At 65.6% G+C, this 14,469-nt stretch carries 14 protein-coding genes; 8 read left to right on the forward strand and 6 right to left on the reverse strand.

Going from position 1 to position 14,469, the window contains the following annotated elements; genetic code table 11:
• Positions 1-152: 152 nt before the first annotated feature.
• Positions 153-1,262, forward strand: a complete 1,110-nt coding sequence (locus LIW09_RS07110) for a homocysteine S-methyltransferase family protein (RefSeq protein ID WP_256644956.1) — start codon at positions 153-155, stop codon at positions 1,260-1,262.
• A complete protein-coding gene (metH, locus tag LIW09_RS07115) occupies positions 1,259-3,949 on the forward strand; it encodes a methionine synthase (protein ID WP_256644957.1) in 2,691 nt (896 codons plus the stop codon). Before LIW09_RS07110 ends, metH begins: the two co-directional genes overlap by 4 nt.
• A 22-nt stretch (positions 3,950-3,971) precedes the next feature.
• Here metH and LIW09_RS07120 read toward each other — a convergent pair whose 3' ends face one another.
• The 5 genes from LIW09_RS07120 to LIW09_RS07140 form a co-directional block, all read right to left on the reverse strand.
• Positions 3,972-4,586, reverse strand: coding sequence for a DUF2058 domain-containing protein (locus LIW09_RS07120; protein ID WP_256644958.1), 615 nt, complete (start codon positions 4,584-4,586; stop codon positions 3,972-3,974).
• A 15-nt stretch (positions 4,587-4,601) separates the two neighbouring features.
• Positions 4,602-4,832 (reverse strand): SlyX family protein, encoded by a 231-nt coding sequence (locus tag LIW09_RS07125; protein ID WP_256644959.1) that lies wholly within the window; start codon positions 4,830-4,832, stop codon positions 4,602-4,604.
• Entirely contained in the window at positions 4,829-6,184 is a 1,356-nt protein-coding gene (locus LIW09_RS07130; RefSeq protein ID WP_256644960.1) for a UDP-glucose dehydrogenase family protein, read from the reverse strand. Before LIW09_RS07130 ends, LIW09_RS07125 begins: the two co-directional genes overlap by 4 nt.
• 69 nt (positions 6,185-6,253) lie before the next feature.
• Positions 6,254-7,030 carry an FKBP-type peptidyl-prolyl cis-trans isomerase gene (locus LIW09_RS07135; RefSeq protein ID WP_256644961.1) on the reverse strand — a complete coding sequence of 259 codons (777 nt, stop codon included), beginning with the start codon at positions 7,028-7,030 and terminating at the stop codon, positions 6,254-6,256.
• Positions 7,031-7,103: 73 nt separating this feature from the next.
• On the reverse strand, positions 7,104-8,018 hold the full coding sequence (locus LIW09_RS07140; RefSeq protein ID WP_256644962.1) for an FKBP-type peptidyl-prolyl cis-trans isomerase: 915 nt from the start codon (positions 8,016-8,018) through the stop codon (positions 7,104-7,106).
• Between the two features lie 261 nt (positions 8,019-8,279).
• On the opposite strand from LIW09_RS07140, the gene LIW09_RS07145 reads away from it, so the two are divergent.
• The 5 genes from LIW09_RS07145 to LIW09_RS07165 are packed head-to-tail and all read left to right on the forward strand — an operon-like array spanning position 8,280 to position 11,544.
• Positions 8,280-8,546, forward strand: a complete 267-nt coding sequence (locus tag LIW09_RS07145) for a hypothetical protein (RefSeq protein ID WP_256644963.1) — start codon at positions 8,280-8,282, stop codon at positions 8,544-8,546.
• 3 nt (positions 8,547-8,549) lie between these two features.
• Positions 8,550-8,921, forward strand: coding sequence for a GntR family transcriptional regulator (locus tag LIW09_RS07150; protein ID WP_256644964.1), 372 nt, complete (start codon positions 8,550-8,552; stop codon positions 8,919-8,921).
• Positions 8,918-9,793, forward strand: coding sequence for an ABC transporter ATP-binding protein (locus LIW09_RS07155; RefSeq protein WP_256644965.1), 876 nt, complete (start codon positions 8,918-8,920; stop codon positions 9,791-9,793). The genes LIW09_RS07150 and LIW09_RS07155 overlap by 4 nt, the downstream gene beginning before the upstream one ends.
• Positions 9,790-10,842 (forward strand): ABC-2 transporter permease, encoded by a 1,053-nt coding sequence (locus LIW09_RS07160; RefSeq protein ID WP_256644966.1) that lies wholly within the window; start codon positions 9,790-9,792, stop codon positions 10,840-10,842. Before LIW09_RS07155 ends, LIW09_RS07160 begins: the two co-directional genes overlap by 4 nt.
• Positions 10,843-10,872: 30 nt before the next feature.
• Positions 10,873-11,544 (forward strand): DUF2884 family protein, encoded by a 672-nt coding sequence (locus tag LIW09_RS07165; RefSeq protein ID WP_256644967.1) that lies wholly within the window; start codon positions 10,873-10,875, stop codon positions 11,542-11,544.
• A 52-nt stretch (positions 11,545-11,596) separates the two neighbouring features.
• On the opposite strand, the gene LIW09_RS07170 is transcribed toward LIW09_RS07165, so the two are convergent.
• Positions 11,597-13,012 carry a class II fumarate hydratase gene (locus tag LIW09_RS07170; protein WP_425507872.1) on the reverse strand — a complete coding sequence of 472 codons (1,416 nt, stop codon included), beginning with the start codon at positions 13,010-13,012 and terminating at the stop codon, positions 11,597-11,599.
• A 91-nt stretch (positions 13,013-13,103) separates the two neighbouring features.
• On the opposite strand from LIW09_RS07170, the gene purB reads away from it, so the two are divergent.
• A complete protein-coding gene (purB, locus tag LIW09_RS07175; protein WP_256644969.1) occupies positions 13,104-14,468 on the forward strand; it encodes an adenylosuccinate lyase in 1,365 nt (454 codons plus the stop codon).
• Position 14,469 lies beyond the last annotated feature (1 nt).

A 14,469-nucleotide genomic window follows, 5' to 3' on the forward strand; every position in this document is an offset into this window, starting at 1 on the left:
CGGGACGGCACGTTCATTCCAGCGCCGCTTGCGGCAGTCGAATGGATGCCAGGCGGCGGTGGATGCACCACCGACCCTCATTCCCGCGTTCAGTAGCGGGCGATAGCAAGCGCGATTCCCGCCTGCGCGAGAATGACGAACAGGAGCAGGACATGATGCAACTCCCGTGGAAAACCCCCGCCCGCGCTGAAGCGCTGCAAGCCGCGCTTGCGCGCCGCATCCTCATCATCGACGGCGCGATGGGCACGATGATCCAGCGCCATGAACTGCAGGAAGCCGACTACCGTGGCGAGCGGTTTGCGCACGGCTACGACGCGCTGTTTGCCGCGGACGGGCATGCGCACGGCCCCGGCTGCAATTGCGAGGGGTCTGACCAGCGAGGCAACAACGATCTGCTGTCGCTGACCCGGCCCGACGTCATCCGCGAGATCCATCGCCAGTATCTGGACGCCGGTGCGGATCTGGTGGAAACCAACACCTTCAATTCAACCGCCATCTCGCTGGCCGACTACCGACTGCAGCACCTGGTGCGCGAACTCAATCGCGAGGGCGCAGCGCTGGCGCGCATGGAATGCGATGCTGCCGAAGTCCGGACGCCCGACAAGCCGCGCTTCGTCATCGGCGTGCTGGGCCCCACCAGTCGCACCGCCTCGCTGTCGCCCGACGTCAATCGCCCTGGCTTTCGCGCCATCTCCTTCGACGAACTGGCCGATGCCTACCGCGAGGCCGCGCGCGGCCTGATCGAAGGCGGCGCCGACGTGCTGATGGTCGAAACCGTGTTCGACACGCTCAATGCCAAGGCCGCCTTGTTCGCCATCGACGACGTGTTCGAAGAGATCGGCGCGCGGCTGCCGGTGATGATCTCCGGCACGATCACCGATGCGTCCGGGCGCACGCTCTCGGGGCAGACCGCCGAGGCGTTCTGGTACTCGCTGCGGCATGCGCAACCGCTGGGCATCGGCCTGAACTGCGCGCTCGGTGCCCGCGACTTGCGCCAGCACGTGGCGGTGCTGGCGCAAATCGCCGACACGTTCGTCAGCTGCCACCCCAATGCCGGCCTGCCCAACGCCTTCGGCGGCTACGACGAAACGCCGGACGACATGGCCGGCGTGCTGCGCGAATTCGCGCAAAGCGGCTTGATCAACCTGGTGGGCGGTTGCTGCGGCACCACCCCGGACCACATCGCGGCGATTGCCGCGGCCGTGCGCGGGCTGCCGCCGCGCGCGGTGCCGGCAGTCGGCGCGCAGGAGCAGGCGGCATGAGCACGTCCCTGCCCCGCTTCACCCGCCTGTCCGGGCTGGAACCGCTGGTCATCACGCCGGAATCCAATTTCATCAACGTCGGCGAGCGCACCAACGTCACCGGCAGCGCGCAGTTCAAGAAGCTGATTCTGGAAAACCGCCTCGATGAAGCGGTGGTGGTCGCCCGCCAGCAGGTGGAAAACGGCGCGCAGGTGATCGACGTCAACATGGACGAGGGGCTGCTCGACTCCGAAAAAGCCATGGTCGAATACCTCAACCTGATCGCGGCCGAGCCGGATATCGCCAGGATCCCGGTGATGGTGGACTCGTCCAAATGGTCGGTCATCGAGGCTGGCCTGAAGTGCCTGCAAGGCAAGGGCATCGTCAACTCGATCTCGATGAAGGAAGGCGAAGCCGAGTTCCTGCGGCAGGCGCGACTGGTGCGCCGCTATGGCGCGGCAGTGGTGGTGATGGCCTTCGACGAGATTGGCCAGGCCGACACCGCGCAGCGCAAGATCGAGATCAGCGCGCGTGCCTTCAAGCTGCTGACCGACGAGATCGGCTTCCCGCCGGAAGACATCATCTTCGATCCCAACTGTTTCGCCATCGCCACCGGCATCGAGGAACACAACAACTACGCGGTCGACTTCATCGAGGCCGCGCGCGAGCTGCGCAAGCGCTTCCCGCACTGCCACATCTCCGGCGGCGTCTCCAACGTCAGCTTCAGCTTCCGCGGCAACGAAGCGGTGCGGCAGGCGATCCACGTGGTGTTCCTGTACCACGCGATCCGCGCCGGCATGGACATGGGCATCGTCAACGCCGGGGCGCTGCCGCTGTACGACGAGCTTGAACCGGAACTGCGCGAGCGGGTCGAGGACGTGGTGCTGAACCGCCGCAGCGACGGCACCGAGCGCCTGCTGGAGATTGCCGATCGCTTCAAGGGCAAGAAGGGCGAAAAGAAGGTCGAAGACCTGGCCTGGCGCGATGCGCCCGTGGACAGGCGCCTTAGCCACTCGCTGGTCCACGGCATCGACCAATACATCGTCGAGGACACCGAAGAGGCGCGCCTGCAATCGACGCGCCCGCTGGACGTGATCGAAGGCCCGCTGATGGACGGCATGAACGTGGTTGGCGACCTGTTCGGCGCCGGCAAGATGTTCCTGCCGCAGGTGGTCAAGTCCGCGCGCGTCATGAAGAAAGCGGTGGCGCACCTGCTGCCCTTCATCGAGGCCGAGAAGCTGCGCACCGGCGATGCCGGCAAGAACAACGGCAAGATCGTGATGGCCACGGTCAAGGGCGACGTGCACGACATCGGCAAGAACATCGTCGGGGTGGTGCTGGCCTGCAACAACTTCGAGGTCATCGATCTCGGCGTGATGGTGCCGGCACAGAAGATCCTGGATGTCGCCCGCGCCGAGAACGCCGACATCATTGGCGTGTCCGGCCTGATCACCCCGTCGCTGGAGGAAATGAGCCACGTTGCCCGCGAAATGCAGCGGCAGGGTTTCACCGTGCCGCTGCTGATCGGCGGCGCCACGACCTCGCGCGCGCACACCGCGCTGAAGATCGATCCGCACTACAAGTCGCCGACCATCTGGGTGAAGGATGCATCGCGCGCGGTCGGCGTGGCGCAGTCGCTGGTTTCGCCGGAGCTGCGCGAGGCGTTCGTGACCGCGGCGGCAAACGACTACGCCGACATTCGCCAGCGCCACCGCAATCGCGGCGATGCCAAGCGCCTGGTGCCGCTTGAAAAAGCGCGCGCGCAGCGCTTCCGGGATGACTGGGACGCCTACATCCCGCCCGCGCCAAAGCAACCGGAGCTGCACGTCTTCGACGACTACCCGCTGGAAGAATTGGTCGCTTGCATCGACTGGACGCCGTTCTTCAATACGTGGGAACTGGCGGGAAAATATCCGGCAATCCTGAAAGACGAGATCGTGGGCACGCAGGCCAGCGAGCTGTACAACGACGCCCGCGCCATGCTCAAGACCATTGTCGGCGAAAAATGGCTGACCGCGAAGGCAGTCTGCGGGTTCTGGCCGGCCAACAGCGTCGGTGACGATGTGGCGCTGCAAGTGGACGGCGAGGAGCGCTGGCTGCGCTTCCTGCGTCAACAGGCCGACAAGCCGGTCGAACGGCCGAACCTGTGCCTGGCCGATTTCGTCGCGCCCAGGGAGTCCGGCAGGCAGGACTGGATAGGCGCATTCGCGGTCACCGCCGGTCTCGGCATCGAGCCCCACCTGGAACGGTTTCGCGCCGAGCACGACGACTACAACGCGATCCTGCTGAAGTCGCTGGCCGACCGTTTGGCCGAAGCGTTCGCCGAACGGCTGCACCAGCGGGTGCGCAAGGAGTTCTGGGGCTTTGCGGCGGACGAGACGCTCGACAACGACGCGCTGATCGCGGAGCGCTATCGCGGCATCCGTCCGGCGCCGGGCTATCCGGCCTGCCCGGAGCACAGCGAGAAGCGGGTGGTATTCGACTTGCTGGGGGCCACCGAAAACGCCGGCATCACCCTGACCGACCACTTCGCCATGTATCCGGCGGCCAGCGTGTCAGGCCTCTACTTCAGCCACCCGCGCAGCCAGTATTTCGTGGTCGGGCGGGTATCGAAGGAACAGGTGGCCGACTACGCCAAGCGCAAGGGCGCAGACCTGGCGCAGGCCGAACGCTGGCTGTCGTTCAACCTCGACTACGACCCGGACTGAGCGACGCGCGGGGAAAGCGGGGTCACCACACCAGGTCGTCCGGCACCTGGTACTGCGGGTCGGAATACGGATCGTCGCCGGCCGGCGCGTTCGGATCGACGTTGAGCGCAACCGCCTGGGCGAAGATCGCGCCGGCCTCGGCCAGCGTGGCGGCATCCACCAGCAGGTAGCGACCATTCATCTGCACCACGCCCAGCTCGCCAGCATTGAGCGCCTTGAGCTGCGCGGCGGTGACGTGGATGCGCTTGATCTTGCCGCCGTATTCGAAGTGGCGAACATGCTCGGCCTCGGCGGAATTCAACGCTTTGTCCTTGAGGAAGGCTTCCAGCTTCGCCTTGGCCTCGCGGCGCGCGCGCGCTTCCTCCTGCTTCAGGCGCTCGGCCTCGATGCGTTCGTCTTTTTCCTTTTGCGCGCGGATCGCATAGGCCTTGGCCAAATCGATGTCTTCGCGCGAGCGCTGCTTGTGCGGTTGCGGCGGCCAGGGCCTGCCGGCATGGGCTGGCTTCCCGGCCTGCGCCGGCTTCCCGCCCGGCCCGGTCTTCGCCCTGTGGCTTTCGCGCTTTGGAGGTGGCACAGGCGTCGCCGGGGCATTCTTGAAGCCCAGGCCCAGCAGTTGGTCGCGGAGGGAATTGCTCATCATCGTGTCAACGGATCAGTAATGCGGGGGCGGCGGTTCGCTGGCAACATCGCCGGTCACCGGACTTGCGGCCAGGGCACTGCGCAATTGTCGCAGTTCCTCCATCGCGCGATGCAGCCGCAGCGCATTGCGGGTTTCCTCGCCGCGCGCGGCAGCCAGCGCGTCACTCAACTCCTGCAGCGCATGTTCCTGGAAGGCCAGACGCGTTTCCAGATCGATCAGGCGCGCTTCGATGGCAGGCGTCATTCCAATTTCCCCGCCTGCAGCGAGCGCCCGCGCCCGATGCCGTAACAGGCAAGGCCCATGGCTTCCACATCCGCCGGCTCGTACAGGTTGCGGCCATCAAACACCACCGCATCGGCCAGCGCTTCCCGCAGCTTGCTGAAATCAGGGCTGCGGAACTGCTTCCACTCGGTGATCACCACCAGCGCATCCGCACCTTGCAGCGCCTCGTCGGCCGAGCCGCACAGGACAAGATCCGATCGCTCGCCCACGATGCGGCGGGTTTCCTGCATCGCTTCGGGGTCGAACGCACGCACGCTTGCGCCCACGTCCCACAACTGTTGCAGCAGGCGCCGGCTGGATGCTTCGCGCATGTCATCGGTATTCGGCTTGAACGCCAGCCCCCACAGCGCGATGGTTTTGCCGCGCAGCTTGGCTTCCCCACCGTAGTGGCGCGCCATCAGTTCGAACAGATGGCCTTTCTGCGCGTCGTTGACCGCCTCCACCGCGTCCAGCAGACGCGGCGTCACCCCGTACTGCTGCGCGGTCCTGGCCAGCGCCTGTACATCCTTGGGGAAGCACGAGCCACCGTAGCCCGCGCCTGGGTAGATGAAATGCCAGCCGATGCGCGGGTCGGAACCGATGCCCTTGCGCACCATTTCCACATCCGCACCGACCTGTTCGGCAATGCAGGCGATTTCATTCATGAAACTGATCTTGGTGGCCAACATCGCATTGGCCGCATATTTGGTCAGCTCGGCGGAACGCACATCCATCGCCACGATGCGGTCGTGGTTGCGGTTGAACGGCGCATACAGGCGCTTGAGCTTGGCCACCGCCGCCGGGCTGTCGGCGCCGATCACGATGCGGTCTGGGCGCATGCAGTCTTCCACCGCTGCGCCTTCTTTCAGGAATTCCGGGTTCGAGACCACGTCGAACGCGATCTGTACACCGCGCTGCGCCAGCACGCCGGCGATCGCCGCGCGCACTTTGTCGGCGGTCCCCACCGGCACCGTGGACTTGTTGACCACGATGACCGGCGCCTGCAGATGCGTGCCGATGCTGCGCGCCACCTCCAGCACGTAGGTGAGGTCGGCGCTGCCGTCTTCATCCGGCGGCGTGCCGACCGCGATGAACACGATGTCGCCATGCGCGATGCCGGCAGCCGCATCGGTGCTGAACTGCAAGCGGCCGGCGGCATGATTGGCCCGGACCATCGGCGTCAGGCCCGGTTCGTAAATCGGTACTTCACCGCGCCGAAGCCCGTCCACCTTGGCCGCGTCGATGTCCACGCAGACCACGTCGTGACCGACCTCGGCCAGGCAGGTGCCGGTGACCAAGCCCACATAACCGGTTCCGAAGATGCAAACGCGCATGCATTGATTCCTTTGCCAAAGAAAAAAGGGGACGCATCGCGACGATGCGCCCCCCGGTCGTGCGGTCGCTTACTTGCCGGCGGGCGCCTTGACGATCTCCAGCAACTCGACTTCGAACTCCAGCGCCTGGTTCGGCCCGATCATCGGCGGTGCCTGCTCGCCATAAGCCAGCTTGGCCGGGATCCAGAACTTGTACTTGCTGCCCACCTGCATCAGCTGCAGGCCCTCGGCCCAGCCCGGGATCACGCCCTGCAGCGGCAGCACCGCCGGCTCGCCGCGCTTGTAGGAGCTGTCGAATTCGGTCCCGTTCAGCAGGGTGCCCTTGTAGTTCACCTTGACCCCGTCGGTCGCCGCCGGCTTGGCGCCCTTGCCCTGGGTGATCACCTGGTACTGCAGGCCGGAGGCGGTGGTCACCACGCCATCCTTCTTGGCGTTTTCGGCCAGGAACTGATCGCTCTTGGCCGCATTGGCCTTGGCCTCTTCCATCATCTTGGCGATCTGCTTGGCCTGCATCTTCTGGCCGAAGCCCTGCATGATCTGCTGCGCCTGCTCGTCGTTGATCAGCGCCTTGCCGCCGGTCATCTGCGTGCGCAGCGCCTTGACCACGGTATCGACGTTCACTTCGTCCTTGATTTCCGACAACTGCTTGCCCATCGCCATGCCGATGGAATAGCTGACCTGCTCTTTCTCGGTGGGCAGGCCGGGATAGCCCGTCTTGTCGGTGGCTGCCTTGCCGGACTCGGCGCTGCCGGTGGACACGTCGATAGGCTTCTGTTCGGCCTTGCAGGCAGACAGCGCGAGCATCGTGGCGACGGCAAGAACGGTGGTGCGGGTGGACAGCTTCATCAGTCGGTGACTCCGGAGGGAATGGAACAGGCCGGCGCGGCGCGTCGGTACAAGGTTGCAAACGGGGTTGGACTTATTCGACGCCCAGCAGTTCCACGTCGAACATCAAGGTGGCATTGGGCGGAATGTCGCTGCCCGCCCCGGCAGCGCCATAGCCCAACTCGGCTGGAATCCAGAAGCGATACTTGGCACCGACCGGCATCATCGCGACGCCTTCGCTCCAGCCGCGGATGACTTGATCGAGACCGAATTCGGCGGGTTCGCCACGGGCATAGGAGCTGTCGAATGTGTGGCCATCCAGCAAGCTGCCGACATAATTCACGCGCACCCGCTGCCCCGGCCGCGGACGCACGCCCGTGCCTTGGCGCAGGATGGTGTATTGCAGCCCGCTCGGGGTCACGAACACGCCCTTGACCTGCCGATTCTGAGCAAGGAAGGCCTGCTCCTGCTGCAGCGAGGCCTGCCCCTGCGCCTGCCGTTCGACATCGCGTGCCGCCGCCCGCCTTGCCGCAAACGCCGCGCGCACCTGTTCGATCTGGGCGGCGTCCAGCGCCGGCTTGGCTGCAGGATCGGCGCCATCCTTGACGCCATGCAGGAACATCGGCATGTCGAATTCACCGCGCTGGGCCAGCAGCGACTGGCCCACGGTTGCTCCCAGCAGCAACCCGGCCCTGGCACGATCCAGCGCAGCGGCGGGCTTGCCGGCCTTGCGCGCGGCGATATTGGCGATCAGCACCTGCTGGATCTGTCGCGCCTCTTGCGCATCCAGCAGCGGCTTGCCGCCGGACATCGCGTTTTCCACGGCACGCTGGAATGCCGCCAGATCAAGATCCGGCAAGCCTGGACCGATGCTGCGTCCTGCATCGAGCCCAAGCATGTAGCCCACCTTGTCGCGATCGCTTGCCGGTGCTGCATTCTGCGCATGCGACACGCCCATCGCCAGAACGGTCGCGAACAGCGCGCCCAGCACACGCGGGTAAAACGCCATCGGGGGGTCTCCGGAGTGAGCCTCGCAGCAACATGCCGCGCGGGACAACGGGCTATTGTCGTTCGCCCGACGGCATCGGGCAATCCTGCGCCGGCAGCGCGGTTCAGGCGGGCGGCGCCGGCACGCGGGCAGGCGTCCGACGACGCGGGCAAGCATGACCTTCGACCTGCATGACTTCAGTTGGGTGATTGGGGCTTGACGGGTAAAAATCTAGTGTTATAGTTGCCTACAACACCGAACACCCAGAGCAGGACGTTCACCATGAACCGCAAGCTCCACAACTCGCTGATGGCTGTCATCACCTGCAGTGCGCTCCTCGTCACTGCCCTGCTGGCCAGCGTGCCGGCGGATTCGCAGCCGATGCCGCAGGCATTGGCGGGCCCCCTTGCACGCGGGGCCCACGCCGACCTGGAAGCCAGCCAGGCACGTTCCGCCGAGGCACTGCCGGAACACCCCGGCCGCGCCACCGCCCGGCACGCGCAGCAATCGCTGCGGATGCCGTTTTTTTCCTTCTCACCACGGAGCTGAGCCATGGTTGCCGTTGAATGGAGCGATGGCGCTCCGATCTACCGTCAGCTCAAGGAGCGCGTCGTCGCGATGATGCTCGACGGCGTCCTCAAGCCTGGCGATGCGCTGCCCTCGGTGCGCCAGGTGGCGGCCGAGTACCAGCTGAATCCAATCACCGTCTCGCGCGCCTACCAGGAGCTCGCGGATGAACAACTTGTCGAAAAACGCAGGGGACTGGGCATGTACATGACCGATGGAGCCACGGCCAGGCTGCTGGCCAGCGAGCGCGAACGCTTCCTGCGCGAAGAATGGCCGCTGGTGCTGGAGCGCATCCAGCGCCTGGGCCTGAATATCGAGGAACTGCTGAATCCACAGAAAAAATGGGGTGACAAGTGAACACGGCCATCGTCACTCCCGTCGTTTCCGCCCGCGGCCTGCGCAAGGCCTACAAGAACAAGCTGGCGCTGGATGACACCCGTTTCGACATCGCCCCGGGCCGCATCGTCGGCCTGATCGGCCCCAACGGCGCCGGCAAGACCACCGCGCTCAAGGCCGTGCTCGGCCTGATCCCGTTCGAGGGTGAGCTCAAGGTGCTGGGCAAGGATCCGCGCACCCAGCGCGACGAACTGATGAACGATGTCTGCTTCATCGCCGACGTGGCGGTGCTGCCGCGCTGGATCACCGTGGCGCAGGCCATCGAATTCGTCGCCGGCGTGCATCCCCGCTTTGACGCAGCACGGTGCCAGCGCTTCCTGCACGGCACCCAGCTCAAGCCGGGGCTGAAAGTGCGCGAAATGTCCAAGGGCATGATCGTGCAGCTGCACCTGGCGCTGGTGATGGCCATCGACGCCAGGCTGCTGGTGCTGGACGAACCCACCCTGGGCCTGGACATCCTCTATCGCAAGCAGTTCTACCAGCGCCTGCTGGAGGACTACTTCGACGAGGACAAGACCATCATCGTCACCACCCACCAGGTCGAGGAGATCGAACACATCCTCACCGACGTGATGTTCATCCGCGACGGCAAGATCGTGCTGGATGCGCCGATGGACGCGGTGGGCGAGCGCTACACCGAGGTCATGGTCAACGCGGACAAGCTCGACGCCGCACGCGGCCTCAACCCCATCGACGAACGCAGCCTGCCGTTCGGCAAAACCGTGATGCTGTTCGACGGCGCCGATGCAAGGCAGCTGGCCGAGCTGGGCGAAACCCGCAGCCCCGGCCTGGCCGACCTGTTCGTTGCCACCATGAAGGGAACCTACGCATGAACGCCATCGTCGATGTGACCGATCGCGCACCGGCCAGACCGGCCACGCCCCCGCACGCCACCCACAGACTGAAACTGCTGCTGAAACGCGAATTCTGGGAGCACAAGGGCGGCTTTTTCTGGGCGCCGATCTGGGCCGGCGGAATTTCGCTGCTGCTCACCCTGATGGGCCTGACCTTTGCCGAGGTTGCAGCGCGCAAGGCCTCCTCGCTGGGCAAGCTGAAAGACATGGATGGCCAGGTCATGGTCAACGGGCTGGATCTGAACGCCATCACCGCGCAGATGAGCCCCGACGACATGCACAAGCTGGCCGACGGCATCAGCATGAGCACTGCCAGCGCGATGTTCTGGCCCATGCTGGTGCTGGGCTTCGTGGTGTTCTTCTACTGCCTGGGCAGCCTGTACGACGAGCGCAAGGATCGCAGCGTGCTGTTCTGGAAGTCGCTGCCGGTCTCCGATCGCGACACCGTGCTGTCAAAGGCGCTCAGCGCCCTGGTGGTCGCACCGGCCCTGGCCATTGCGGTGGCCATCGTCTGCATGGTGGCGTTCCTGCTGCTGCTCAGCGTGTTCGTGCTGATCCACCACGGCAATCCCTTGACCCTGCTGTGGAGCCCCGGCAACCTGCTGGCAAACGCCGGCGTGGTCATCGCCACCCTGCCGATCTACGCCCTGTGGGCCCTGCCCTGCGTTGGCTGGTTGATGCTGTGCTCGGCCTGGTCGAAGAGCAAGCCGTTCCTGTGGGCGATCATGATCCCCGTGTTCGCCGGCGTGTTCATCAGCTGGTTCGACCTGATGAATGCGTTCAACCTGAACAGCGGTTGGTTCTGGAAGAACGTGGTCGCGCATCTGCTGGGCGGCGTATTTCCGGGCACCTGGCTGGGCGCGATGGATCTGCATGACCTGAAGAACGCCTTCCACCTCGACTATCTGGCCGTCGCCAAAGCCATGTACACCGTGCTGGGCACCCCCCAACTGTGGATCGGTGCCGTTGCCGGAGTCGCCATGATCGCCGCCGCGATCCGCCTGCGCCGCTGGCGCGATGACAACTAAGCCATTGCCCCGTTCACCGAGGACACCCGCATGAAGATCCGCAACATCGCACTCGCCCTGCTCACCAGCATCCCCCTGCTGGCCTGCAGCCAGCCCGCCCCGCCGCCCGCCGCCACGTCCAGCAACAGCGATACCCCTAAGGGGTTCATTGGCGAGCAAGTGGACAAGGCCCTGGACAAGGCGCGCAAGGAACTGCGCGAGGGCAACATCAGCCTGAACGGCGATTTCAACATCAACGTGAACGGCAAGCAGGTCACCCGGCCCGCCAATGGCCTGCCCAAGGCCGAGATCACCCCGGCCGGTGACTTGTGGATCAACGGCAAAGCCGTCGCGGTGAGCCCCGGGCAACGCCAGCAGCTGTTGGCCTATCGCGGCCAGATCATCGGCATCGCCGAGGCCGGCATGGCCATCGGCTCACAGGGTGCCGACCTCGCCGGCAAGGCCGTGGGCGGCGTGATGGGCGCGATCTTCGGCGGCGAAAAGGGGCAACAGGACTTCGAAGCGAAAATGGAAGCCGAAGGCAAGAAAATCGAAGCCCAGGCGGTGAAGCTGTGCGTCCGCCTGCCCGCACTGATGGCCAGCCAACAGCAGTTGGCTGACTCGCTGCCCGCCTTCAAGCCCTACGCCACGATGACCAAGGAAGACATCGAAGACTGCGGCAAGCACGCCAAGGACAAAGGCGTGGCGGTGACCAGCGACTGAGTCTCCGGGTTCGGGGCTGTCACCGGCGCAATCCAGCGCGCCAGACAGCCCCTCACCCTGCCTTGCCGCTGCCACCCCCGATTCCACCCTTGGTCAGGCCCGCCGGATCCAACAGCTTGCGCAACTGCTTTTCCGTCAACCCGCTGTCTTCCAGCGCCACCTGCAGCACCGGCCGATTTTCGAGATAGGCACGCTTGGCAATCCTGGCGGCTTTTTCATAGCCGATCACCGGGTTCAGCGCGGTCACCAGGATCGGATTGCGCTCCAGCGCCTGCGCCACCTTGTCTTTGCGAATGCGCAAACCGGCGATGGCCTTGTCGGCCAGCGCAACCATGGCATTGGCCAGCAAGCCGATGGCTTCGTCCAGGTTGCAGGCGATCAGCGGCAGCATCACGTTGAGCTGGAAGTTGCCGCTCTGGCCCGCCACGGTGACTGCCTGATGCAGGCCCATGACCTGTGCGCACGCCATGCACAAGGCTTCGGGAATGACCGGGTTGACCTTGCCGGGCATGATCGACGAGCCCGGCTGCAGCGCCGGCAGTTCCACTTCACCCAACCCGGCCAGCGGCCCGGAATTCATCCAGCGCAGGTCGTTGCCGATCTTCATCAGCGCCACCGCCAGCGTATTGAACTGGCCCGACAGCTCCACCAGATCATCCTGCGCCGCCAGCCCTTCGAAGGTATTGGCCGCCTGTTCGAACCTGGCCTCGGTCGCCACCGACAACGCCTTCGCCACGCCCTTGCCGAACTTTGGATGGGCGTTGATGCCGGTACCGATGGCCGTACCGCCAATCGGCAACCGCCGCACGCGCTTCAGGCTGTCTTCGATACGCGCCTGCGCCGACGCCAGCTGCGCCGACCAGGCGCCAAATTCCTGCGCGAAGGTCAGCGGCATGGCATCCATCAGATGCGTCCGGCCAGTCTTGACCGTGCCGCCAATGGCAACGGCCTGCGCGTCGATGACCCGGCGCAGGTGCGCCAGTGCCGGCAGCAGCACGCCGCGCGTTTCCAGCATCGCCATCACCCGCAGCGCGGAGGGAATCGTGTCGTTGCTGCTCTGTCCCAGATTGACGTGATCGTTGGGGTGGATGGCCAGCTTCGATGCCGCAGCCGCCAGATGGGCGATCACCTCGTTGGCGTTCATGTTGCTGGAGGTACCCGAACCGGTCTGGTAGCGATCGATCGGGAACTGGTCGGCGTGGGCGCCGCCGGCAATCGCGGTGGCCACCTCGATGATGGCCTGCGCGCGGGCCTTGTCCAACAGGCCCAGATGCCCGTTGACCACGGCCGCGGCCGCCTTGACCAGCGCCAGCGCGCGCACGAACGCTGCCGGCATCGGCCGCCCGGAGACATGGAAGTTGTCCACCGCACGCTGGGTCTGCGCGCCCCACAGCGCCGAGTCAGCCACCTGCAACTGGCCCATGCTGTCGTGTTCGATGCGGAATCCCTTCTGCTTGCGCATGCTCATCGCCTGCCTGCCGTGTCTGTTTGCCGTTGATTGCACCGAGGATAACGCCGGCAACGGTTAGAATTGCGTGTTTCCCACACGCCTCCTGACCATGTCCCTCACCCTCACCGCCCTGTCCCCGCTTGATGGCCGCTACGCCGGCAAGGTCGATCCGCTGCGCCCGATCTTCTCCGAATACGGCCTGATCAAGGCGCGCGTGAAGGTGGAAGTGGAATGGCTGCTGGCGCTGGCCGCCGAGCCCGGCATCCCCGAACTGGCGCCGTTTTCCGGCTCCGCCAGTGCGCGCCTGCGCGCACTGGCGGACGGCTTTTCCGTCGAGGACGCGGCACGGGTCAAGGCCATTGAGGCCACCACCAACCACGACGTCAAGGCGGTCGAATACCTCATCAAGGAACGGCTCAAGGACGACGCGGAGCTGGGGCCGGCACTGGAATTCGTCCACTTCGCCTGCACCAGCGAGGACATCAACAACCTGTCCTACGCGCTGATGCTCCGTCAGGCGCGGCAGGACGTGCTGCTGCCGAAGCTCGATGCGCTGATCGCCGCCCTGCGCGCGATGGCGCACGAACACGCGGCGCTGCCGATGCTCTCGCGCACCCACGGCCAGACTGCCTCGCCCACCACCGTCGGCAAGGAATTGGCGAACGTCATCGCCCGCCTGCAGCGCCAGCAGCAGGTGCTGATGGCGCTGCCGATGCCCGGCAAGATCAATGGCGCAGTGGGCAACTACAACGCGCATGTCGCCGCGTATCCGGACGTGGACTGGCCGGCGTTCTCGCGCCGCTTCGTGGAGTCGCTGGACCTGGACTGGCAGCCCTACACCACCCAGATCGAGCCGCACGACGGCGTGGCCGAGCTGTGCGACGCGGCCAAGCGCATCGACACCATCGCCATCGACCTGTGCCGCGATATCTGGGGCTACATCTCGCAGGGCTACTTCAAGCAGTCGGTGAAGGCCGGCGAGGTGGGCAGCAGCACCATGCCGCACAAGGTCAACCCGATCGACTTCGAGAACGCGGAGGGCAACTTCGGCATCGCCAGTGCGCTGTTCGAGCATTTCGCCGCCAAGCTGCCGATCAGCCGCTGGCAGCGCGATCTCACCGACTCCACCGTGCTGCGCGCGCTGGGCACCGCCTTCGGCCACATGCTGATCGGCTTCGACGCCCTGCAGCGCGGGCTGGGCAAGCTCAGCGTCAACCCGGAGCGGCTGGCCGCCGACCTCGATGCCAGCTGGGAAGTGCTGGCCGAGGCCGTGCAGACGGTGATGCGCCGCCACGGCCTGCCCAATCCCTACGAGCAGCTGAAGGCGCTGACCCGCGGCCATGGCATCACCGCCGAGTCGATGCGCGCCTTCGTCGAATCGCTGGAGCTGCCGGCGGCCGACAAGCAGCGCCTGCTGGACCTGACCCCGGGCCTCTACACCGGCCTGGCGGAGCGGCTGGCCCGGGAAATTTGAC

The sequence above is a fragment of the Thermomonas paludicola genome (assembly GCF_024498955.1).
Classification (GTDB): Bacteria; Pseudomonadota; Gammaproteobacteria; order Xanthomonadales; family Xanthomonadaceae; genus Thermomonas; species Thermomonas paludicola.